Genomic DNA, 22,717 nt, shown 5'->3' on the forward strand with positions numbered 1-22,717 from the left:
ATCTTCTTCACTCATTTAGCTTCCTCCTCGATATGTCGATAAATTCGGTCGGATATTTCGTACTTCTTGTATTCTATCGTAACAGATTTCACCGTTCGAACCAATATAAGCACATAATTGATCCGTATGGTCTAAAATAAACTGTCTTTCATTTGTCATCACTTCAACTTGGTTGGCAATTAATACATGTGTCGGTTCAAAATGAGCTGCTGAAATAATCGCCTCTACATTGCCCCCCGTGCCTGCATGTGCAATTCCTTTTAGCTTGCCCATCACATAAATACTACCGCCTGCTTCGATACGTCCATTCGGATTGACATCACCTAATATGATAATATCACCCGGCGTTCGTATTATTTGACCTGAGCGCACAATGCCAACATATTGTTCTGAGCGATTCGCTTCAATTAAGTCCTTGCTTTCCTCAATCGTCATGACATCACTCAACACTTTCGATACACGTAAGTTTTGCTGTTGCTCTACCGCTGTAATTAATTGCTGTTTTTGTTCGGGTGTACAATACCGTTTCCCCAAATGTAATTGTACATCTATTTTACCATCAAGGTGGCCGTCTGTAACTTTATTTCCTAGTTCTTCAATTAACTCCGCGTAGGAACATTGATCGTCTAGTCGAAGTGCTAACCCTTCTTTTGTCCCTTTAATATGGACAAGTTGTTTTTTCATAACTATACATGTCACCTCACGCTTCATTGTATTAAGAATGCTCCTGTGCACGCTGAAGCACACGAGCGCTAATTAAATATTTGAATGCCCAACCTAGCATCATTAAAAACAATGAATTCGCTAAAATAGTCGGCACAAGTCGGTTGTACAAGAAAGGCTGTAATGCCATCGAAGTAAATTGAATAACATAGAAAAATTCATAAATCGCAAACTCTAACAAACTCATTAATACAATAGCAATAAAAATAGAAACTGCAAGGTGCGGGTGGATTCTTTTCACGCTCCATGCAGCAAGAAAACAAAGCGCGGGATATAAAAATGTATAGAGCCCGATAATATTAATATAAAAAACATCAAAAAGGAGCCCAAAAATAAGTCCGTAAATCATCGCTTTTTTGCGATTATAATAAATGGCTAAAAAGATTAAATACAAAATTAAAAAGCGCGGAACTAAAATGATGGTTGCGCCTTTAATTTCAATCGGGGAGAACATCGCGAATTGGGATTCAAGTAAAAATAACAGAACGGCGACAGTTGGAATTAGAAATCGAACGAGCATTATTTCTCCTCCTCATCTTCCTCAGGGGCAGGGCCATTCGTTAAATCACCATTCGTTGCACTTCCATCTGAGCCATCAATTGCAATCGTTTCACGTTTAGCAATGATAACATTTTCTAGCATAGAGAAATCTGCAGCAGGTTTCACATATGCCATTTTTGTCAAACCAAAGTCGTCCGTCGTTACTTCGGTCACTTCACCAATTAAAATACCTTTCGGGAAAATACCACCTAAACCAGAAGACAGAACTTTTTCGCCCACTTTTAATTTTAAATTCGAATCAATTCGCTTTAATAATAATTCGTTGCGCTCTTCATCATAACCTTCTATTAAACCGTGAATTTCTTCATTTTTTTCTCCGAGTACAATGGCAGATACACGATAGTTTTCATTATTCGTATAAAGAAGTTCCACTTCAGAAGTAAACGGTGTCGCAATGACAATTTTGCCAATGAGGCCTCGCGAAGTCATGACAGCCATATTCTTTTCAACACCATCTGCTGTACCTTTGTTTAAAATGATTTTTTCTTCCCATTGATCCGGGTTTCTCGCAATGACCGTCGCCTGAATCGGGTCGAAATCACGCAAACTCTCCTCGATTGATGTTAACTCACGCAATGAATTATTTTCAGCCTTTAATAAGCCCACTTCAGCCTGTAAAACGGCAAAATCTTCAAGGCGTACTTTTAAGCGCTGGTTTTCTTCATACGTATTTAACAGCGATTCAATATTTCTAAAAATACCTGTTATGTAGTTTGTTGGCTTTGCAACGATTGATTGCGCAAAGCCAACTGTATCTTTAATAATTTGCTCGGGTAATGTTGCGTTATGACGATCACGTAGAGAGAAACCAATCAATGCCACAAGGAAAATTACGCTTATTAATAGAACGATTAATTTTTTATTTGTTAAATGTGGCACTGCCAGTCCTCCTTATCGTAATTGTTGCGCACGAATCAAATCAATATTATCTAACGCCTTACCTGTACCAATAGCTACACAATCTAACGGGTCTTCTGCGATAAATACAGGCATGTTCGTTTCATCACTAATAACTTTTTCTAAATTACGTAACAATGCACCACCGCCTGTTAAAACGATACCGCGCTCCATTACGTCCGCAGATAATTCTGGAGGTGTTTGTTCTAATGTCTTTTTCACACCGTCTAAAATTGCTGCAATGGCTTCGTGTAATGATTTTGAAATTTCTTCTGAAGTAATTTCGATTGTTTTTGGTAAACCAGTTACTAAGTCACGACCACGAATGTCCATCGTTTCAATCGCTCCTTCTGAACGAGCTGTACCAATTTCTACTTTAATTGATTCCGCTGTACGCTCACCAATTGTTAAGTTGTACGTTTTGCGAATGTAAGCAATAATCGCGTGGTCCATTGCGTCACCACCAACACGTACAGATTCACTCGTTACGATACCACCAAGTGAAATAACCGCTACTTCTGTCGTACCACCACCGATATCAACGACCATCGAACCAGTAGGCTCCCAAACCGGTAAGTTCGCACCGATTGCCGCTGCAAATGGCTCTTCAATCGTAAATGCATCTTTTGCACCCGCTTGACGAGATGCATCAATTACCGCGCGTTGTTCTACTGAAGTAATGCCGAATGGTACACAAATCATCACATTTGGTTTTTTCCAGTTTGAACCTGAAGCTTTCATTGCCTCTTTTAAATAATACTGAATCATCGCTGTTGTAATCTCAAAATCTGCAATTACGCCATCTTTCATTGGACGAATGGCAACAATCGAACCTGGTGTACGTCCGATCATATTTTTCGCATCATTACCAACTGCAACGATATCCCCAGTTTTTGTATTTTTCGCTACCACTGAAGGTTCACGTAAAACAATCCCTTTTCCTTTCAAAAACACAAGTGTATTCGCTGTGCCAAGATCAATCCCGACATCCTTATTTCCTAATCCAAACAAATTAAGTACTCCCTTTCTATTTAGGCAATTATCTCTTCGATGACATTATTAAAATCATACGCTCTATTATAACGGATAGATTCAAAAAATTATAGTGTTCCAAGCACCGCATCTCGACTTTTGTCGAATGTTTTTTGTTGAACACTACTTTTCTATTGTATTTCTATTTTCCCCACGAAACAAATAAAATTTACTATGTAAGATTTAACAATACAGCGAAACAATAATGTCATTTGACGAATTAAATTTTTATTAGTTGCATTGTTTTTCAGAAACAATTAACAAATATTCAAAGAATGTATGTATTATGCTTGTCCACTAAAAAAATTGTCATTTTGATTGATGACCAAAATGACAATTTTCCCACTTAAAAGTATCCCTTTTCTTTCATGCTAATAAATTGATGATCCCCAATGATGACGTGGTCGAGTAAATCCACGCCAATTATTTGCCCCGCCTCATACAAGCGGTTCGTCACATCAATATCTTCTGGACTTGGTGTCGGCACGCCGCTTGGATGATTATGAGAACAAATAATCGCTGCTGCTGAACGCTTCACTGCTTCACGGAAAATTTCGCGTGGGTGGACGATACTGGCATTGAGGCTTCCTACAAAAATCGTTTGCTTATGTAGCACTTGATTTTTTACGTTCAGGAATAAAACTACAAAATGTTCCTGTTGCAGCGAGGTCATATCCTGCATCAAAAAAGACGCGGCATCTTCGGGTGAACGGATTGTATAGCGCTCTTCTAAATCTTTTGAAGCTAAACGACGCCCTAGCTCGATTGCCGCAAGTAATAACACCGCTTTTGCCTCTCCTATCCCTTTAATATCTTTCATTTCTTCCAATGTTGCGTGTTTTAAATTATGCAGCTTTTCAAAATTTAATAACACACGGTTCGCCACCGCCAACACCGATTCATTTTTCGTACCTGTCCCAAGTAAAATGGCAATGAGCTCTTGGTTGGATAAACTTTTTGCGCCTTGACGAATGAGTCGTTCCCGTGGTCGATCCGCCTCGTGGACATCTCTTATTTTAATATTAATAATTGGCGATACTGTCATTTACATCCTCCTAAAAAATTAGATTTTTAGTAGTTGTAAAGTAAGCAATGTTTGAACTAATGTTGCGATTGGTAAACCAACAACATTATTGTAGTCTCCTTCAATTCGATCAACGAGTAATGCACCGCTCGTCTGAATGCCGTAACCACCAGCCTTATCAAATGGATCACCAGTTTGCACATAAGCCTCGATTAACGCCTTCGAAACATTTTTAAACACAACGCTTGTCTCCTCAACAAAGGTCGTTTCGGTTCCATCAGGCTGGATGATTGCTACTGCGGTCATCACTTGATGTCGGTTATTCGCTAGTTTTATTAAATGTCGAATCGCTTCTTCATGAGATTTCGGCTTGTGTAAAATTTGCTGTTCAAAAACAACAATCGTATCTGCACCTATTATCAATTGCCCGAGATTTTTGACCGCAACATCCCGTGTTTTTAATAGCGCCACTTCTTTCACATATTGCTGTGGTGTATCAGCTTGTACACTTGTCTCTTCCACATCACTTGTGTGGACAACAAACGGAACGCCGAGCATCCCCAATAATTCTTTCCTTCTTGGTGATGCCGATGCTAATACAAGTTGTTCATTCGTAGTAAAATTCATTTCCATTCCTCCTATCGTTAATAGTAAACGACAAATGGAGTTTTGAAAAATGGCTGCTTTTTATGATTTATAAAAAATGACGGCTATACCACCGTTAAAAATCAATTTTCACGCAATCTACGAGTTCATAATAATTAATTAATGCATGTAAACGAATTACACTCACATTTTCAGATAATTTTTGAATTTCTGGTAGAATAGTGCTCCAATCTTCTGGTAAATCAACTTGTTGTTCACTTGTCACACGGTCAAGCGTTAACAACTTTGTATCCATTAATGTTTTTGGCAACTGCTTCTCGGCTTGATTTGGGCAGCTGCTCGACAAAACGAACGGCTTATAAAATGAACTCGGCTCCGTTTGAGTCGCACCTTCTACTTTTTCATTATCAATTTTTGACCAAACAAAAAATTGATCTCCGATGCGAACTATTGCCGCTTTATTTAACGTTGAATAAGATGCTAAAAATTGCTCTGCGCTTTCAAAACTTGAAAAGACACCATGCTGCAGTGCAAAAAATTGTTGCTTGACTAGATCCTTTTCATTTACTTCAGTCTCCTGCTGCTGCGAAGTACTAATGACTTCTCCTTGTCCCCCTGGTTCTACTGGCTCTTGCGGCAACTTTAATATAATGATAAATGCAATAACGCCTAATAACCCAGTTAAAACACCATAAAATACGGCTTGTGCAACGGAGTTTTTTTTAAGTGTTCGAATAATTGGCATATGCTCACCTCTTTTTATTGCTTACCGTACCAAAAAGAACGCAAAAAAAGACAAGTCTATTTTCATCTTTTGGTTGTAATAATTATATGTTTATCAACTTCAAAAAATGCTAAGTTGCGTCCTTATATTTGATAGTTATTTTAGAGGATTAATCGATTATATTCGGTGGCTACCATGGAGTTAGATTAATATGTAACTTTTATAAAAATGAAAAATTAACTAAAGCATTCAACACAAATAATTTGTATGAATGCTTCAGTTTAGTTTTTATGCTATTAGAAGTTCCTACCTTGTTTTAATTTCAGGCGAATATCACTTAATAAATAGAGAGACCCGGTTACAATTCGGACGGTTTGTTGTGAGATCTTTTCTCGTAAAAAGGATTGTTCATTTACAAGTATCTTTTTTTCTTGTGCGCGACTCATTTGTAAAATACGGTCCGCTTTCATCGCACGCTCATTGTCAATGTCCATAAAATAAAAGGCATCTCCTACTTCTTCTAAAATGCGCAGTACTTCCTCTACATCTTTATCCGCCAAAATGCCAAGTACAAATTCAATGCGCTTACCTGGAAATTGCTGTTTAACTGTCTCCACAAGCATTCGAATACTTGCAGGATTATGCGCACCATCAAAATAAAGATTTTGGGAAACTTGCTCAAAACGACCAGGCACCGTTGCATTTTGCACACCCGCTTGCACCTTATTTAGCGCAGGTGTCACATTCAAAATTGGCGCTACTTCAAAAAAGGCGGTAATCGCTAAAGCCATATTTTGCGCTTGATGCTGACCAAGTAGTTGACGTTGCAGTGCTTGGATGACGATTTGTTTGGCATCATTTTCATAAACGTCCCCTTGTTCCGCCGCGTAAACTTTAAAGTCCTGTCCTAATTTTAAGACTGACGCCTGTTGTTGCGACGCTTCGACTCTAATAACCTGCTCTGCCTCTTCTGGTAAAGCCCCAATAATAACGGGCTTACTCGCCTTAATAATACCCGCCTTATGATGGGCAATACTCGTCAAAGTAGTCCCTAAAAAATTCGTATGCTCCAGGGCAATACTTGGAATAATCGAAACAAGCGGCTCCACAACATTTGTACTATCCTCACGACCGCCCATCCCTGCTTCAAGAAGCACAATATCCACGTCTTGATTCGCAAAATGAAGGAAAGCCGTGCATGTTAACAATTCAAAATCCGTTAACTTGCTTGAAATATTTGATGCGTACAAATGCTGAAACACCGTATCCATTTGCAGCGCTGTAATCGGCGAACCGTCAATTTGAATTTGATCATGTACATCTAAAATACATGGCGACATAAATTTCCCTACGCGTAAGCCGTGCTGGCGCAATATTTGCTCTATGAATGTTAATGTTGAGCCTTTGCCATTCGTCCCAGCTAAATGCACAACGGCTAGACGTTGCTCTGGATTCCCCATTAATGCGAGCGCATCCTTTATCGCCTGTAGCCCCGGTTTAATGGCGCGGTCGCTTGTTACATTCCACTTTTCTTTATACTGTTCTAAACCTGGTATCATGCTGAAATCCCCTTTACTTACAAACTAAGTCTAGTATATTATAGATTGCAAAAATGTTACTATGGGAAAGATCAAAGTTCCCTTAACGGAGGTATTTTATGACGAGTTGTTGGATTATTTATAACGGTAGTCTCGTAAATGATAAATTTGTAGACCAAGCCAATTTAATGGCGGAAGCGGTTCGCAAATACGATGTACAACCGATACTTAAAAAAAATTGCGATATTTTAATTGAATTAGACAAACCACTTGAAAATAAGCCGGATTTTGCCATCTTTTTTGATAAAGACGTATTGTTAGGGCAGTATTTAAAACAGCAAGGCATTCCATTATTTAATGACCCGGATGTAATTGAAATTTGCGATAATAAAGCAAAGCAATATATCAATTTAGCGCAGGCTAACATTCCAATGCCTAAAACAATTGTTGCACCGAAAGTTTATAAAAACTTCTCGATTTTACATACTAATTATTATGAGCAAGTCATTCAAGCACTCGGTTTACCACTTGTTATAAAAGAGGCACATGGCTCTTTTGGAATGAAGGTATATTTAATTGAAACGCGTGAAGCCTTTTTTGAAAAAGTAAGTGAGCTGTCAGGTATTGACTACGTATTCCAACAATATGTCGCGACAAGTTTCGGACGTGATATTCGGGTTAATGTTGTCGGTGGAGAGGTCGTTGCGGCCATGTATCGCCACTCCGAAACTGATTTCCGTGCGAATATTACAAATGGTGGGGTCGCTTCAAAAATCGAATTAACCGAAACGCAAATTCAGCTTGCATTAGATGCAGCAAATGTACTTGGTACCGAATACGCTGGGGTCGATTTATTATATGGAGAAAATGAAGAACCACTCGTATGTGAAGTGAATGCAGCTGCACATATTCGCAATATTTATAATGTTACAGGCGTCAATGTAGGGGAAGCATTAACCGAATATATTTTACGGAAGCTCGGCAAATGATCCAAGGCTGGCTATTATATGAACGCGCAGATGCTGAGCTTAATGAATCCTTTATCCGTATGTTACAGGGAGCAGCCCGAGAAAAAAATTGTGAGCTGCATTTACAATTAGCAAATAATATACCGCTAACAGGTCCCCTGCCTCATTTCATATGGAATCGCACGCGGGACAGTCAGCTCGTGGCACATTATTACGCACTTGGTGTGAAAACATTTAACATTCCAGTCGTCAACGCCATTGCGAATGATAAATTAAAAGCACAGCAACTCGCTCGTTCCCTCGATATTCCGTGTATTGCCACTTGGACTGAGCCAAATACTGAAATGATTTATCCAGTCGTCGTAAAAACAAAGGATGGACATGGAGGCAAGGAAGTCGTGCTTTGTACAACGGAAGCCGAGCTAAATGAACGACTCTGCCTATTCGGAGAAAATAGCATCATTCAGCCATTTATCTCGTCCAATAATCAAGACGTTCGCATTTGGGTACTTGGCAAAACGATTATCGGTGCTGTCAAACGTACGGGCAAAACATTTAAATCCAACTACACATTAGGTGGAACAATTGAAATATTTGATGTACCTGCCACGCTAGCGCAATATGTAGCAAAGCTCGTCGATACACTTCAATCTGATTATATCGGCATCGATTTTTTAGTCGGAGAGGACGGGCAATTTTACTTTAATGAAATAGAAGATCCTGTTGGGGCGCGTTCGTTTTTTGATTTATACAAGGAAGATTTACCAACGTTATTAATTGATTATTTATTAATACAATTATAAAAAATCCCGTTGTCTTTTCATCATTGAAAAAACAACGGGATTCCTTTTAAAAAAGTATTACTTCATTGATAAATAAATTTGCACACGTCCATCTGTTCCATAAAATTCAAAATCCGTTGTATACGCTCTTTGTAATTCACTTCCCCAAATTTCCACCCACGCATTAAAAACCGCATTTTCGATAGTCGGATCTACATCGATCACGTAGTAATTACCCGCTGGAATCTTAACATTACTTTCATTTGTAACGTTCTCTTCCGTACCGATATGTAAATCATAATCTCCTGTGAAATCACTCGCATAATTACTATAAACAGCGTAAACATCGCCTTGCACATTTAACCGACTAAATGCTTCCCACAGATTAAGAATCTCATCTGGATTTTGGTTATTCGTTCTCACCTTTCTCCCGTAAATGTTTTTTTCAGTAATGGTTTTAGTCATGTCTATTTCCTCCTTGCTATTAATAATTCAAGTGTAGCACCGTTAATATGACAACAGTATGTCAGCTTTCGAAAATAAATTTGATTTCGCTCATGTAGTTATTTTTTAACCATTCCGGGGCGAGTACTTTTACATGTCTGCCAAACATTAATAGAAACGGAAGCATATTTTTATTTGTATCGTATGTAAATGTCACATTCACCTGACCATTTTCAAGTAGTGTTATTTCATCCTCCATAAAGAAATCATATAATTTTCCAAGCTCACTTTTTGAAAAAGATAAACGGATTTCCTCCATTTTGACGGATTTAGTTGAAGATTGCGCAGTTTCTTCAAAATTGGTAGCTCTCGTAGTATCCTTTATAATTTGCATGTTGCGAATGCGAGTTAGCTTAAATAGCCTTAAAGCTTCTCTAACTTCACAATAAGCTTCTAAATACCAACTTCCATTCATGAAATTCAACTTTATCGGTTGGATAATACGATTGGAAATGTTTGCTGTTTGTGATACGTATGAAATACTCATTTTATATCGTTGCTCAATGACGGGTAAAATGTTTTGTATTTTTACTTTTGTTTCATTCTCGATTGTTTGTCGATGCAAAGTAGAGGAGGCAATCGAAATATTAGATCCGCCGTCTTGATTATTGTCCTTTAATAGCTCCAATTTTCTTTGCAAAGTTGCGAGTTGTTGAACATCAAATAATTCACTTTTTAATGAAAGAACTTGTAATAAAAAACGTTTTTCCTCCTCGCTAAATGTAAATTTATCAAGCTTATATGTATCGATTAATGTAAAGCCACCATTTTTCCCTAAATAGGATATTATCGGGATACCAATGGAACATAAAGCATCGATATCTCGGTAAATCGTTCGCTTGCTTACTTCAAATTGACTAGCTAATTGTTCAGCAGAAACTTTCTTCTTTTGCAGTAAATAAATTAAAATCGAAAAGAGCCGCTCAGTTTTCATTCTGTATGCTTTCCTTCCTATTTTGATTTGCAATTATTTCACAAAGAAAAGAGCTGTATAAAAGATTCTTGACCTTTTATACAGCTCTGCACTAATTACATATTTTTTAATTCCGCAATACGTTTTTCAACTGTTGCAAATTTTGCTTCATAATCCGCTAACTTTTCACGTTCTACCGCTACTAACGCTTCTGGTGCTTTTGCAACGAAACGCTCATTTGAAAGCTTGCCTGAAACTAATTTTACTTCTTTCGCCCATTTCTCAAGCTCTTTTTCTAATCGCACAATTTCTTCGTCGATATTAATTAAGCCTGCAAGTGGCATGAAAATTTCTGCACCTGATACAACCGCTGACATTGCTTGCGCTGGTGCATCTAAGCTAGCGCCAATTGTTAAGCCATCTGGGTTACAGAACTTTTCGATATAGCCTTTGTTTGCTTCTAAAATACTTGCAATTGATGCATCTTTAGCTGAAATCGTCATCGCTACTTTTTTACTCATTGGCGTATTAACTTCTGCGCGGATGTTACGAACAGCGCGAATAATATCCATTAACAACTGCATTTCTACCGCTTCATCTTTAAAGTTGTAAGCATCGTTTACAGTTGGCCAAGCCGCTACTGTAATTGACTCGCCTTCATGTGGAAGGTGCTGCCAAATTTCTTCTGTAACGAATGGCATTAATGGGTGTAATAAACGCATCGTATTGTCTAAAACATACGCTAATACTGAACGCGTTGTTAATTTCGCCGCTTCATCTTCACCGTATAATGGTAATTTCGCCATCTCAATATACCAAGAACAGAAATCATCCCAAATGAAGTTATAAAGCTCACGACCAACTTCACCGAACTCGTATTTATCCGATAATGTCGTTACACGTTCAATCGTTTCATTTAAACGCGTTAAAATCCACTTATCTGCCGTTGAAAGATCACCTGTTAAATCAATTTGCTCGAATGTTAAGCCTTCCATGTTCATTAATGCAAATCGTGAAGCATTCCAAATTTTATTAACAAAGTTCCAAGTTGACTCTACTTTTTCTGTAGAATAGCGTAAATCTTGCCCTGGTGAAGAACCTGTCGCTAAGAAATAACGTAATGAGTCCGCACCGTACTGCTCGATTACTTCCATTGGATCAACCCCGTTACCTAGGGATTTACTCATTTTGCGTCCTTCTTCATCACGTACTAAACCGTGAATTAATACATCTTTAAATGGACGCTCGCCTGTAAATTCCTTCCCTTGGAAAATCATACGGCTAACCCAGAAGAAAATAATGTCATAGCCCGTTACTAACGTGCTAGTTGGGTAATAACGTTTGAATAATTCACTGTCTTCATTTGGCCAATCCATCGTTGAAAACGGCCATAAAGCAGATGAGAACCATGTATCGAGTACATCTTCATCTTGCGTCCAGTTTTCAGCATCTGCTGGTGCTTCTTTACCTACATATACTTCGCCTGTTTCATTATGATACCAAGCTGGAATTTGATGTCCCCACCAAAGTTGACGAGAAATACACCAGTCATGAATGTTTTCCATCCAACGATTATACGTATTTTCAAAGCGGTTTGGCACGAAGTTTACTTTTTCGTCCTCATTTGCTTGCATTGCTAACGCATCTTCTGCTAATGGCCCCATTTTCACGAACCATTGTTTCGATAAATATGGCTCTACTACAGCATTTGTACGCTCTGAGTGACCTACTTGATGTACATGCGTTTCGATTTCAACTAATACGCCTGCTTCTTGTAAATCCGCTACGATTTGCTTACGGCATTCAAAACGATCCATACCATTATATTTACCCGCAAGCTCATTCATTGTACCGTCTTCATGCATCACTAAAATTCGTTCTAAGTTATGACGATTACCAACTTCAAAGTCATTCGGGTCATGTGCTGGTGTCATTTTAACAACGCCAGTTCCGAAATCTTTATCAACATAGTCATCCGCTACAATTGGTATTTCGCGTCCAACGATTGGTAAAATAACTGTTTTCCCCACTAGGTGTGCATAGCGCTCATCTTCCGGGTGAACCGCGATACCAGAGTCACCAAGCATCGTTTCTGGACGAGTTGTCGCAACACGTAAAACGCCAGAACCGTCAGCTAATGGGTATTCCATATGGTAAAATGCGCCTTCTACTTCTTTGTGAATTACTTCGATGTCAGATAACGCTGTTTTAGCTGCTGGATCCCAGTTAATAATACGCTCACCGCGGTAAATTAAGCCTTTTTCGTATAATGTTACGAATACTTCATTAACCGCAACATTTAAGCCCTCGTCTAACGTGAAGCGCTCTTTTGAATAATCTAATCCAAGACCTAGTTTTGACCATTGTGCACGGATATGTGAGGCATATTCCTCTTTCCATTCCCATGTTTTTTCTAAGAACTTTTCACGACCAAGGTCATAGCGTGAAATGCCTTCTCCGCGCAATTTTTCTTCTACTTTCGCTTGTGTTGCAATTCCTGCATGGTCCATCCCTGGTAACCATAGCGCATCGTAACCTTGCATGCGTTTCATACGCGTTAAAATATCTTGTAACGTTGTATCCCAAGCGTGACCAAGGTGTAATTTCCCTGTTACGTTTGGCGGTGGAATAACAATTGAGTATGGTTCCTTATCACTTGTTGGATCTGCTTCGAAAAATTTACCTTTTAACCACCATTCATAGCGGCCTGCTTCTGTGGACTGTGGATCATACTTAGTTGGCATTGAAATTTCAGTCATTGTATTCTCTCCTCTATCAATAAAATAATCGATTGTTTCTGAACGTAATTACGTTCAGATTTTGAACAAACAGAAAACTCCCGTCGTCTAAAAAAGGACGAGGGAGTTAAGTCGCGGTACCACCTTTAATTCCGAGCGGCTTAAGACAAGCGTTCGCATTCTTCGTCACTCCTCACTCAGCAATCCTCATGAACCATTAGTTCACTGCGGTTGCTTCGCTTCGTCGTTCCTTGACTGACAAACGCTTTCTTTTAAGCCTTTGTCGTGTCATGCGCTCGCAAAATTTCATTAAGCTTTTCGGCACTTCATTCGATAACGGTGTTTAACCGGACATTAGCTACTCTTCGTTCACTAAGTCAACTCCTAGGCTACCTTCTGCTCGTGCAATGTAGAAACTTTTCAGCTACCGTTTCCTCTCTAACCATCACGCTCAAGCATACTCTTCCTACTCAACGTTTCATTTATATAATTGTATATATTTTACGCTCTTTTCGTTAAAATTTCAAGTACAGGAGTCCATCTGATATACCAAAAATGCAATTCGGATTTAACGATAAAATGTAACACCAATTAAAGCACCTATCACGACAATGATCCACGGCTTCAATTTGAACTTCACAAGCAACACAAATAAAACAATTGCCCAAAATGCATCCATTACATCGCGAACTGTTGACGTGAGAATAGGCGACATAAACGCGGCAATTAAAATACCAATAACTGCTACATTCATTCCAGCTACTGCCCCACGTAACGCTTGATGACTACTAATACTTGACCAAAACGGATACGCTCCAACAATTAATAAAAATGCTGGTAAAAAGATCGCCACTGTCGCAAGCATGGCAATCGGAATGCCACCAATGACCATTCCTAAATAACTAGCAAACGTAAACAATGGCCCTGGTACTGCTTGCGTTAATCCGTATCCTGCTAAAAAGGATTCCGCTGTCACATATGAACCAACGAATTGCGATTCTAGTAATGGTAAAACAACATGTCCACCACCAAAAACAAGTGACCCCGCTAAATAAAACTTTTCAAATAGCACGAGCCATTCCCATTTCAATAATTGGGAAGCAATAGGCAAACCGATTAATAACACCAAAAATGCGGATAAAAATACGGCACCCCATTTTTTCGAAAATACAACGCTAGGAATCGCTTGACCTGGCTGTTTCAAAAACAAAAATCCAATGAATGCACTCCCAATAAGAACACCCACTTGTGAATAGATTGATGTAGCGTAAAGTAATAAAATTGTCGCTAAAATTAACAGCGCATACTGCAAAGGGGTCTTTAATATTTTTTTCCCCATATCCAAAATAGCTTGTGCAACAATCGCTACTGCAACAATTTTCAACCCTTGTAGCCAACCGATACTCATCTCAAAGCGTTCCATTATGTACACAAATACAATCAACATCAAGACTGATGGTAGTGTAAATCCAATGAACGCGGCAATACTACCAGCTACTCCACCTTTTCGTAACCCGATTCCCATACCGACCTGACTTGAAGCAGGACCAGGTAAAAACTGACTTAATGCGACCAAATCTAAATACTCTTCATCCGTCAGCCATTTTTTCTGTTTCACATACATGTGTTGGAAATATCCTAAATGTGCAGCGGGTCCTCCAAACGATGTAACTCCTAATTTCAACGATGTCCAAAAAATATCCAAAAAGTTCCGCAAATTTTCACTCCTAAAAAATTATCTTTATCCACTTATCCTAACTTTACTAAATGTTTCCCATTTATAAAAGGACATTTACAAAACTATCATTTTCTTTACAATAGCTATATATATCAGTATTTCCTCTAAAAAAGGTACAAATAAAAAAGACATCGCTCGCTCAATCGCAAAGCCATGCCTTCCCATTTCTAAAATCCATTACGTCAATTTTTCACTTCATGACCAAGTCTTGCATATACTGATAAAAAGGAGATGATGAAAATGCGTAAAGGTTATAATCCTTACTTACTTCCACCATGGTTACGTAAAACTCGCTTTTTCATAAAAAATTGCATCATCCCCATAACAATTTTCCAAGCTATTCGAACAATATTCGTACCGACAACTGGCGATATTATTTTACTCGTTCTTTTAATCGGTCTCAGTTATTTGCTTATGACTGATTATCTCTAGCTTTTGGAGTGATAACTTGATGTACTTTATACGCCTCAGAAAGATCTCGATAAAAATCATCTGAAGGCACAGTATACATCAATTCTTCCTCCATTTGCTTTGGAGATTCCGCGACTTCATTCACTTCTTTCAGCACCACCGTTTCACTCACTTCACGAGTTTCCGCGACCGCACTCACTACAGGGCTTTCGGCACTGACATTTACTTCTTTCGTTTCTGAAATTGCAGTTACTTCATGTGTTTCTGAAATCGCTGTAACTTCTTCAGTTTCCGTAACCGTTGTCACTTCATGTGTTTCCGAAATTGCAGGCAGTTCTACTTTTTGTTCGATATTTTTCACTACAATTTCTTGATTGTCGATTTTCTCTGCGACATGATCTTCAAATTGACACCGAACATTCCACTTCACTTGACAGCCTCCATCAAATACCGCACTTTGCTCTCCTTCAATTAACACTTTTACGCTATCAAGTTGCTTCGCTGTATCTGGTAAATCAATGCTAAATGGTAAAGCATATTCAAAGTATCCCACATTATCATTTAAATCTAAATCTTCAATATAAGTGCCTTTTTGTAATGTTGCTTCCCGTCCATCATTGAAAGCCACTTCCACAGCAAAATGATAAATGCCATTTAACCGCATCGAATTGTCGAGCTCCATCGGCACCCATTGCGGTGAAATTTTTACCGATTGTACTTCTGCTACAGCACCAAAATTGTTTGGAAAAAAGAAGTACTCATCCATTTCCCAGGAAATATCCTTCATCTAATCCCCCCTCGAATAACTCTATGTACAATCTATTCTATTTATGAGGAACTTTATGCTATCGACATTTTGTGTGCTTTAATAGACAATTTCCCAAACCTTATGTACATAATAAATGCAAAAATGACATTTCAACCCGAGGGGAAATGTCATTTTACGATTCAAATTAACGTGCTAATTGCTTAAACACCGTATGGAATGCTTGTACCGTTTTTGCGATATGCGCTTCTGTATGTGCTGTCGAAATAAATAACCCTTCAAATTGCGATGGTGGTAAGAACACACCTTCTTCTGCCATTAATTTGAAGTATTCCGCAAATAATGCTAAATCTGAAGTTTTTGCCGATTCAAAATCAATAACCTCTTCGTTCGTAAAGAAGAAGCCAATCATTGAACCTGCACGATTTACAGTATGTGGAATATTGTATTTTGTTGCCGCTTCACGGAAACCAGCTTCTAATTGGTCACCAAGCTTACGGAAATAAGTGTATGTTTCTTCATTTAAACGTGATAATGTTTCATAACCCGCAGTCATCGCAAGTGGGTTACCAGATAATGTACCCGCTTGATAGATTGGACCTGATGGCGCAATTTGTTCCATTATTTCGCGTTTTCCGCCGAATGCACCTACTGGTAATCCACCACCAATTACTTTTCCAAGACAAGTCAGATCTGGTTGGATGCCATAATATTGTTGTGCACAGCCATAATCGACACGGAAGCCTGTCATTACTTCATCAAAAATCAGTACTGTACCATTCTCTTCCGTTAGCTTGCGTAAGCCTTCTAAAAAGCCTGGTTGTGGTGGAACAACGCCCATATTTCCTGCAACAGGTTCTAAAATAACAGCGGCTAATTCTGAACCATATTTTTCAAATACTAATTTTGCTGATTCCAAATCATTGTACGCAACCGTTAACGTATTTTTAGCAACATCTGCCGGTACACCTGGCGAATCTGGCAAACCTAATGTTGCAACACCTGAACCCGCTTTAATTAATAGTGAATCCCCGTGCCCATGATAAGAGCCTTCGAATTTTAAAATTTTGTCGCGTCCTGTATATCCGCGCGCTAAACGAAGGGCTGACATCGTTGCTTCCGTTCCTGAAGAAACAAAACGAATCATTTCGACAGATGGTAAACGGTCCAATACTAGTTTCGCTAATTTATTTTCTGATAAAGTAGGCGCACCAAATGAAGCACCCTTTGCCGCTTGCTGTTGAATCGCATCGACAACTTCTGGATGTGCATGCCCTAAAATAAGCGGTCCCCATGATAAAACATAGTCAATATATTCATTGCCATCAATGTCTTTAATTACAGCGCCTGAACCAGACTCCATAAAAATCGGATCTAAGTTAACGGATTTAAATGCTCGTACAGGTGAATTTACACCACCTGGCATTAAATTAACCGCTTCTGTAAATGCTGCTTTCGAATTTTCATAAGTACGCATATTATTTCTCCTCCAACCAGCGACACACGTCTTTTGCGTGGTACGTAATAATTAAATCAGATCCTGCACGCTTCATGCCAAGTAAAGTTTCCAATACAACCGCTTTTTCATTTATCCAACCATTACCCGCAGCTGCTTTCACCATCGAATATTCACCCGACACATTGTAAGCAACAACTGGAATCGGGAAGCTATTTTTCACATCACGAATAATATCCATATAAGCAAGCGCTGGCTTCACGATTAAGAAATCAGCACCCTCGTCAATATCAGATGTTGCTTCACGGATTGCTTCCATACGATTAGATGGATCCATTTGATACGTTTTACGATCGCCAAATTTTGGTGCTCCATCTGCCGCTTCACGGAACGGTCCATAATAGCTCGATGCGTATTTCACAGCGTAAGACATAATCGGAATATGCTCAAAGCCTGCAGCATCTAGTCCTGTACGAATCGCCGTCACGAAGCCATCCATCATGTTCGAAGGTGCAATAATATCCGCGCCTGCTTGTGCTTGTGAAACAGCTGTACGCGCTAACACATCAAGTGAAGGGTCATTTAAAATTTGATCGCCTTCAACAACACCACAGTGCCCGTGATCTGTAAATTCACATAAGCATGTATCCGCAATGACTAATAGCTCTGGATGACGCGCCTTAATAAGACGAGTCGCCTCTTGTACGATGCCATGATTATGGAATGCACCCGTACCAACAGCATCCTTTTCAGCTGGAATACCGAATAATAATACCGCGCGAATACCTAAGTCGACTATTTCATCTACTTCTGTCGCCAAATTATCTAAAGACAGCTGAAATACACCTGGCATTGAGCTAACTTCATTTTTAATGTTGTCGCCTTCAATAATAAATAATGGATATATTAAATCTTCTTTGTGTAAGTAAGTTTCCTTTACTAATGCACGCATACCTGCACTTTGACGCAGGCGGCGATGACGTTGGAAAAATAATTCAGTCATAGTTTCGTTTCCTCCAAAATGAGTTGTTCAATAACAGCCTTCATCGTATATTTTTGCGGCTGGACAATCGGTGCAATCCCATATTTCGCTAAAGCTTGTGTCGTTACATGGCCGATCGTTGCAAATTTGACATAACGCCAATCAAGCATCGGGACAAGCTCCTGCGCATAAATTTCGACAGAGGATGGACTCGCAAAAACGACAATCGGTTCAGCTTCTGCAATTAAAGCCTCATGAAGCGCTTCAATATACTTGCTAGATGGCACCGTTTCATAAACCGTCCATTCATCTGCGCCAACACCGTCTGCAATGGTCGACTTCGCTAGACTACCACGTAAAAATAGTGCACGACCTTCATAATTAAATTCTTGTACAAATACATCGGCGCTATACACTGTTGGCATAAAATGAAATGCCAAACCGTGTTGTTGTAAGCTTTCAGCAGTTCGCTCACCTACGACCGCAATTTTACATTGAATAGTAGAGCTAGGTACCCCAAAACGCGTTAATTTCTCTACAAATGCACTAACTGCATTTTGGCTCGTAAAAATGAGCCAATCATAGTCATTGCATTGTGTAAGACGCATTTCATCCTCAGTCGACACCAATTCCTGCGCTTCAATAAGTGGAAACATTTTTACTTGCCCACCATTCGCTTCAATATAAGGCGCAATTGTTTGTATTTTATGTGAACCGGTCAAAATAATTGTTTTACCTGCTAATGGTAAATTACTCGACATCCAACTCAGCCTTTACTTTTTGAATTAAATCAAATGCGCCTTGCTCCGTCAAAATCCTTGCAACTTCTTTTCCGACAGCATCTGCATTTGTACCTGTTACTGTTTCTTTAAAGAAAACAGAAGCATCTGGTGCTGCAACTAACCCTGTGAATGTAATCGAATCCCCGTCCAATGTTGCAAAGCCTGCGATTGGCACCTGGCATCCGCCATCCATTGCCGCTAAAAACGAACGTTCAGCATGAGCTGCTTGCCAAGTCGGTGCATCTGTCAATTTCGCTAATTGCTCTAATAACTCTGCATCATCCGCACGGCACTCAATGCCTAGTGAACCCTGTGCAACAGCAGGTAGACAAAGATCGATATCTAAATACTCCGTTACGACCTCATCACTCCAGCCAAGGCGTTTTAAGCCAGCTGCCGCTAAAATAATGGCATCATATTGTTCTGTTTCTAATTTATTTAAACGTGTATCAACATTTCCACGAATCCATTTAATTTCTAGGTCCGGGCGCACTTGTAAAAGCTGTGCACTACGGCGTAATGAGCTCGTCCCAACGACTGCTCCTTGTGGTAAATCTGCAAATTTTACATGGCCTTTTGAAATGAAAGCATCGCGCGCATCTTCACGCGGTGGGATACAACCGATAACAAGACCTTCTGGCAAAACAGATGGCATATCCTTCATTGAATGCACAGCAAAATCGATTTCTTTGTCATATAACGCTTGCTCAATCTCTTTAACAAAAAGCCCTTTACCGCCAACTTTTGATAATTGAACATCTAAAATGCGGTCACCTTTTGTTACAATTTCTTTTATTTCAAATTCAAATGGCACACCTGCCGCTTTTAACTCATTAATGAACCAATTTGTTTGCGTTAAAGCTAATTTACTTTTTCGTGATCCGACAATAATTTTTCTCAAAATACTCCGACCTTTCTATTAGACCCATAGATGGAAATTCGATAGCTTGCTACCAAGGAAAAAATTAATAACAACGAGTAAAAATAAATAGATTTGTACCCAGGCAAAGGTTACACCTACTAATTTACCTTTGCGATGTAACAATAAAATAACTAAGTATACAACAGACACAATAAAGGAACTAATAATTTTCACATCGAAAACGGACAGCCCCTCTAATGACATCATCGCCCATTCTAAACCTAAAAGAAGGCTAATCAGAAGTAATGGAACGCCCACTAAATTGGAATAGCTTATCCACTTACTCATCTGTTGAAGATTGGGTAGCCTTGACCATAAGCTCGTCAACTTCTTCTGTTTTAATATACGATATAAAATTAAATACAAAATCGAAAAAACAAAGGATAATGAAAAAGCTGCATAAGAAACAATGGCAAAGCTAATATGAATAAGCAACATTTCTGAAACAAGTGATTCTCCCACAATTTGAGTTGCCGTATCAGGCGCAAACAAGTGGATTGTTACAAATACGAAGCTTAATACATTAATAAAAAATACTGGTAAGTCTACGCGGGCAATACAATGCAACACAATCGAAAGCGTTGTTAATAGCCACGCATAAAAAAAGACACCTTCAAATAAGGACAGTACCGGGAATCGTTTTGTTTCGATAATAAACAAGACGAGAAAAAGGATTTGCATGATCCAAACAATGGATACAAACCAAAAAGCAACCCTTCTTGCTTTTAAATTTTTATATAAATAATCAATAAAATATAGCACGATACTGAGCGCATAAAGAATAATCATAAGCTCATATAATCTAGCCATCGCCACTTCTGTCATACGCAACCTTCTCCTAAAACTTCTCCATATAAAATCAATTACGCCTCGGCGTAATTGCGTCCAGATTTTTTCGAGGGCCCACAGGACGTGGGTCAGTCAGCCGTTGTCACACAATGTGACGTTTTTAGGCTGACTTCCTTCCCCTCTTAAAATCTGTGACATCCGCCGGAGGTTTTAACTTGCTGAAGCAAGTTAAAAAAAGCGTCTCCTATATCTATAAATTTACCATATAGATACGAAAACGCTTCTAAACAATTATGTCACTCACTTAATAAGATAAGCCCGGATTCACAGTTGTTTCATTTGTATTTTTACGCGCTTTATTTTGCTCCTGTTGCTGAGCACGCACTTCTTGTTGTACATCTTCTTCAATACCAAAAATTTGTTGGAATAATGCAAGTTGCTCGTTTGCTTGAGTTGAATTCGCCATTTCCTTCACTTGTAAAATTGGATTTTTTAGAAGTTGATTAATAATCGATTTCGTATGCTTACTTAATATTTTACGCTCGCGATCTGTTAAATCGGGCATTTTATTTTCAATACTGACCATCGTTTCTTCCTGAATCGCAGCTGCCTTTTTACGCAATGCTGAAATTACTGGAACGACACCAAGCGTATTAAACCAATCTTTAAATTGGACAAGCTCGTCTTGAATCATCGCTGTAATTTCAGAAGCCGCACGTTCACGCTCTGCTAAGTTTGCTTGGACAATGCCTTGTAAATCATCGATATCATATAAGAAGATATTCGGAATATCGCCCATTTTCGGGTCTAAATCACGTGGTACCGCAATATCGACCATAAATAATGGATCAGCTTTTCGAAGTTTTGCGACATCCTTCATCAATTCATGATCAATCACATAATTTGTCGCACCTGTCGAACTAATTAAAATATCCGCATCAAGCAATGTGCATTGTAGCTCGTCCATTGATTTAGCATCGCCTTCAAACTTAGATGCTAAATGTTGTGCTTTTTCAAATGTTCGATTAATAACTGTTACTTTTCCGACACCGTTGCCATACAAGTTTTGAATCGCGAGTTCACCCATTTTACCAGCACCTAAAATCGCGACATGCTTGTTTTGCAATGAACCAAAAATTTTCTTTGCTAATTCCACGGCTGCATATGATACCGAAACGGCATTTTCACCAATTGCTGTTTCATGGTGCGCACGTTTAGCAAATGTAACCGCTTGCTTAAAGAGCTGATTATACACCGTACCTGTTGTGCCTAGTTCTTGACCTTGTAAGAAGCTTTTTCTCACTTGCCCTAAAATTTGCGTTTCACCTAGCACCATTGAGTCAACACCAGCTGTAACTCGGAATAAGTGATTGAACGACTCATCTTCCTCACGAATAAATAAGTGTTCCTCAAATTGCTCCAGTGAAATATTAAACCAATTAGCTAAAAAGTTTTTAACATAATAGCGCCCTGTATGCAGTTGATCAACAACCGCATAAATTTCCGTACGGTTACACGTTGAAACAATTACATTTTCTAATACGCTTTTTTCCTGTTGGAGCGCTGCCATGGCATTCGGGATATCCTGTTCAATGAAGGATAATTTTTCGCGAATTTCGACAGGCGCTGTTTTATGATTCAAGCCTACTACTAATGTATGCACGAACTCTCACACCTCACACGTTTCATTCATTATTTCTATTTTATCATAAAGAAAATAATTTTCACTTTCATTTTGTGAACACGCTATGAATACTATCTTTTATTAAGAATAATTCTAAATTATTGTATCAAATTTCCTGGTTCTTTTCAATGAACTAAGTATATCGGCTAAGTGTTTTAATATAAAAAACGACATGCT

The 22,717-nt window shown here is 38.8% G+C and carries 22 protein-coding genes and 1 other annotated feature; of the genes, 3 read left to right on the forward strand and 19 right to left on the reverse strand.

The features are described from left to right. Positions 1-15: 15 nt before the first annotated feature. The 8 genes from MHI10_RS14745 to MHI10_RS14780 all read right to left on the reverse strand — a co-directional run bounded on the left by MHI10_RS14745 (position 16) and on the right by MHI10_RS14780 (position 7,126). Complete coding sequence (locus tag MHI10_RS14745) at positions 16-684, reverse strand: septum site-determining protein MinC (RefSeq protein ID WP_340786683.1); 669 nt, start codon at positions 682-684, stop codon at positions 16-18. Between the two features lie 31 nt (positions 685-715). Then, positions 716-1,243: a rod shape-determining protein MreD gene (mreD, locus tag MHI10_RS14750; protein WP_340786685.1), complete on the reverse strand. Its 528-nt coding sequence runs from the start codon at positions 1,241-1,243 to the stop codon at positions 716-718. Continuing rightward, positions 1,243-2,163 carry a rod shape-determining protein MreC gene (mreC, locus tag MHI10_RS14755; RefSeq protein ID WP_340786687.1) on the reverse strand — a complete coding sequence of 307 codons (921 nt, stop codon included), beginning with the start codon at positions 2,161-2,163 and terminating at the stop codon, positions 1,243-1,245. The genes mreD and mreC overlap by 1 nt, the downstream gene beginning before the upstream one ends. A gap of 12 nt (positions 2,164-2,175) precedes the next feature. After that, positions 2,176-3,192, reverse strand: a complete 1,017-nt coding sequence (locus tag MHI10_RS14760) for a rod shape-determining protein (protein WP_340786688.1) — start codon at positions 3,190-3,192, stop codon at positions 2,176-2,178. A 367-nt stretch (positions 3,193-3,559) separates the two neighbouring features. Further along, positions 3,560-4,258, reverse strand: a complete 699-nt coding sequence (gene radC / locus MHI10_RS14765) for a RadC family protein (protein ID WP_340786689.1) — start codon at positions 4,256-4,258, stop codon at positions 3,560-3,562. An 18-nt stretch (positions 4,259-4,276) separates the two neighbouring features. After that, the gene (locus tag MHI10_RS14770) at positions 4,277-4,864 is read right to left on the reverse strand and encodes a Maf family protein (RefSeq protein ID WP_340786690.1); all 588 of its coding nucleotides are present in this window, start codon (positions 4,862-4,864) and stop codon (positions 4,277-4,279) included. A gap of 94 nt (positions 4,865-4,958) precedes the next feature. Next, the gene (locus MHI10_RS14775; protein WP_340786691.1) at positions 4,959-5,588 is read right to left on the reverse strand and encodes a translation initiation factor 2; all 630 of its coding nucleotides are present in this window, start codon (positions 5,586-5,588) and stop codon (positions 4,959-4,961) included. A gap of 275 nt (positions 5,589-5,863) precedes the next feature. Next, positions 5,864-7,126, reverse strand: a complete 1,263-nt coding sequence (locus MHI10_RS14780; protein WP_340786692.1) for a bifunctional folylpolyglutamate synthase/dihydrofolate synthase — start codon at positions 7,124-7,126, stop codon at positions 5,864-5,866. Between the two features lie 98 nt (positions 7,127-7,224). Here MHI10_RS14780 and MHI10_RS14785 point away from each other — a divergent pair, with 98 nt between their 5' ends. Both MHI10_RS14785 and MHI10_RS14790 read left to right on the forward strand, forming a co-directional pair. After that, on the forward strand, positions 7,225-8,094 hold the full coding sequence (locus tag MHI10_RS14785; RefSeq protein WP_340786693.1) for an ATP-grasp domain-containing protein: 870 nt from the start codon (positions 7,225-7,227) through the stop codon (positions 8,092-8,094). Beyond that, positions 8,091-8,876, forward strand: a complete 786-nt coding sequence (locus tag MHI10_RS14790; RefSeq protein WP_340786696.1) for an ATP-grasp domain-containing protein — start codon at positions 8,091-8,093, stop codon at positions 8,874-8,876. The genes MHI10_RS14785 and MHI10_RS14790 overlap by 4 nt, the downstream gene beginning before the upstream one ends. Positions 8,877-8,933: 57 nt before the next feature. On the opposite strand, the gene MHI10_RS14795 is transcribed toward MHI10_RS14790, so the two are convergent. The 4 genes from MHI10_RS14795 to chrA all read right to left on the reverse strand — a co-directional run bounded on the left by MHI10_RS14795 (position 8,934) and on the right by chrA (position 14,727). Continuing rightward, positions 8,934-9,320: a GyrI-like domain-containing protein gene (locus tag MHI10_RS14795; RefSeq protein ID WP_340786697.1), complete on the reverse strand. Its 387-nt coding sequence runs from the start codon at positions 9,318-9,320 to the stop codon at positions 8,934-8,936. A 61-nt stretch (positions 9,321-9,381) separates the two neighbouring features. Further along, the gene (locus tag MHI10_RS14800; RefSeq protein ID WP_340786700.1) at positions 9,382-10,293 is read right to left on the reverse strand and encodes a helix-turn-helix transcriptional regulator; all 912 of its coding nucleotides are present in this window, start codon (positions 10,291-10,293) and stop codon (positions 9,382-9,384) included. A 95-nt stretch (positions 10,294-10,388) separates the two neighbouring features. After that, complete coding sequence (locus MHI10_RS14805; protein ID WP_340786702.1) at positions 10,389-13,031, reverse strand: valine--tRNA ligase; 2,643 nt, start codon at positions 13,029-13,031, stop codon at positions 10,389-10,391. A 90-nt stretch (positions 13,032-13,121) separates the two neighbouring features. Further along, positions 13,122-13,493, reverse strand: a binding site (T-box leader). An 85-nt stretch (positions 13,494-13,578) separates the two neighbouring features. Then, positions 13,579-14,727 carry a chromate efflux transporter gene (gene chrA, locus MHI10_RS14810; RefSeq protein ID WP_340786704.1) on the reverse strand — a complete coding sequence of 383 codons (1,149 nt, stop codon included), beginning with the start codon at positions 14,725-14,727 and terminating at the stop codon, positions 13,579-13,581. Between the two features lie 261 nt (positions 14,728-14,988). Here chrA and MHI10_RS14815 point away from each other — a divergent pair, with 261 nt between their 5' ends. Continuing rightward, a complete protein-coding gene (locus MHI10_RS14815) occupies positions 14,989-15,180 on the forward strand; it encodes a hypothetical protein (RefSeq protein WP_340786706.1) in 192 nt (63 codons plus the stop codon). On the opposite strand, the gene MHI10_RS14820 is transcribed toward MHI10_RS14815, so the two are convergent. The 7 genes from MHI10_RS14820 to hemA form a co-directional block, all read right to left on the reverse strand. Further along, positions 15,161-15,946 (reverse strand): hypothetical protein, encoded by a 786-nt coding sequence (locus MHI10_RS14820; RefSeq protein WP_340786709.1) that lies wholly within the window; start codon positions 15,944-15,946, stop codon positions 15,161-15,163. The genes MHI10_RS14815 and MHI10_RS14820 overlap by 20 nt on opposite strands. Before the next feature lie 166 nt (positions 15,947-16,112). Further along, the gene (hemL, locus tag MHI10_RS14825) at positions 16,113-17,402 is read right to left on the reverse strand and encodes a glutamate-1-semialdehyde 2,1-aminomutase (protein WP_340786711.1); all 1,290 of its coding nucleotides are present in this window, start codon (positions 17,400-17,402) and stop codon (positions 16,113-16,115) included. Position 17,403: 1 nt separating this feature from the next. Then, on the reverse strand, positions 17,404-18,384 hold the full coding sequence (gene hemB, locus MHI10_RS14830; protein WP_340786713.1) for a porphobilinogen synthase: 981 nt from the start codon (positions 18,382-18,384) through the stop codon (positions 17,404-17,406). Beyond that, the gene (locus MHI10_RS14835) at positions 18,381-19,124 is read right to left on the reverse strand and encodes a uroporphyrinogen-III synthase (RefSeq protein ID WP_340786715.1); all 744 of its coding nucleotides are present in this window, start codon (positions 19,122-19,124) and stop codon (positions 18,381-18,383) included. Before MHI10_RS14835 ends, hemB begins: the two co-directional genes overlap by 4 nt. Next, positions 19,114-20,046: a hydroxymethylbilane synthase gene (gene hemC / locus MHI10_RS14840; protein ID WP_340786716.1), complete on the reverse strand. Its 933-nt coding sequence runs from the start codon at positions 20,044-20,046 to the stop codon at positions 19,114-19,116. Before hemC ends, MHI10_RS14835 begins: the two co-directional genes overlap by 11 nt. 18 nt (positions 20,047-20,064) lie before the next feature. Further along, positions 20,065-20,892: a cytochrome c biogenesis protein CcsA gene (ccsA, locus tag MHI10_RS14845; RefSeq protein WP_340786718.1), complete on the reverse strand. Its 828-nt coding sequence runs from the start codon at positions 20,890-20,892 to the stop codon at positions 20,065-20,067. A 268-nt stretch (positions 20,893-21,160) separates the two neighbouring features. After that, positions 21,161-22,519 carry a glutamyl-tRNA reductase gene (gene hemA, locus MHI10_RS14850; RefSeq protein ID WP_340786721.1) on the reverse strand — a complete coding sequence of 453 codons (1,359 nt, stop codon included), beginning with the start codon at positions 22,517-22,519 and terminating at the stop codon, positions 21,161-21,163. Between the last annotated feature and the right edge of the window lie 198 nt (positions 22,520-22,717).

This window comes from Solibacillus sp. FSL K6-1523, assembly GCF_038005225.1.
Lineage (GTDB): Bacteria > Bacillota > Bacilli > Bacillales_A > Planococcaceae > Solibacillus.

Excerpts from the sequence above, each read along its gene's own strand:
- MHI10_RS14745 (WP_340786683.1), bottom strand. The coding sequence starts at position 684 with ATGAAAAAACAACTTGTCCATATTAAAGGGACAAAAGAAGGGTTAGCA.
- mreD (WP_340786685.1), bottom strand. The coding sequence starts at position 1,243 with ATGCTCGTTCGATTTCTAATTCCAACTGTCGCCGTTCTGTTATTTTTA.
- radC (WP_340786689.1), bottom strand. The coding sequence starts at position 4,258 with ATGACAGTATCGCCAATTATTAATATTAAAATAAGAGATGTCCACGAG.
- MHI10_RS14770 (WP_340786690.1), bottom strand. The coding sequence starts at position 4,864 with ATGAATTTTACTACGAATGAACAACTTGTATTAGCATCGGCATCACCA.
- MHI10_RS14775 (WP_340786691.1), bottom strand. The coding sequence starts at position 5,588 with ATGCCAATTATTCGAACACTTAAAAAAAACTCCGTTGCACAAGCCGTA.
- MHI10_RS14780 (WP_340786692.1), bottom strand. The coding sequence starts at position 7,126 with ATGATACCAGGTTTAGAACAGTATAAAGAAAAGTGGAATGTAACAAGC.
- MHI10_RS14785 (WP_340786693.1), top strand. The coding sequence starts at position 7,225 with ATGACGAGTTGTTGGATTATTTATAACGGTAGTCTCGTAAATGATAAA.
- MHI10_RS14790 (WP_340786696.1), top strand. The coding sequence starts at position 8,091 with ATGATCCAAGGCTGGCTATTATATGAACGCGCAGATGCTGAGCTTAAT.
- MHI10_RS14795 (WP_340786697.1), bottom strand. The coding sequence starts at position 9,320 with ATGACTAAAACCATTACTGAAAAAAACATTTACGGGAGAAAGGTGAGA.
- MHI10_RS14800 (WP_340786700.1), bottom strand. The coding sequence starts at position 10,293 with ATGAAAACTGAGCGGCTCTTTTCGATTTTAATTTATTTACTGCAAAAG.
- MHI10_RS14805 (WP_340786702.1), bottom strand. The coding sequence starts at position 13,031 with ATGACTGAAATTTCAATGCCAACTAAGTATGATCCACAGTCCACAGAA.
- MHI10_RS14815 (WP_340786706.1), top strand. The coding sequence starts at position 14,989 with ATGCGTAAAGGTTATAATCCTTACTTACTTCCACCATGGTTACGTAAA.
- MHI10_RS14820 (WP_340786709.1), bottom strand. The coding sequence starts at position 15,946 with ATGAAGGATATTTCCTGGGAAATGGATGAGTACTTCTTTTTTCCAAAC.
- hemL (WP_340786711.1), bottom strand. The coding sequence starts at position 17,402 with ATGCGTACTTATGAAAATTCGAAAGCAGCATTTACAGAAGCGGTTAAT.
- hemB (WP_340786713.1), bottom strand. The coding sequence starts at position 18,384 with ATGACTGAATTATTTTTCCAACGTCATCGCCGCCTGCGTCAAAGTGCA.
- MHI10_RS14835 (WP_340786715.1), bottom strand. The coding sequence starts at position 19,124 with ATGTCGAGTAATTTACCATTAGCAGGTAAAACAATTATTTTGACCGGT.
- ccsA (WP_340786718.1), bottom strand. The coding sequence starts at position 20,892 with ATGACAGAAGTGGCGATGGCTAGATTATATGAGCTTATGATTATTCTT.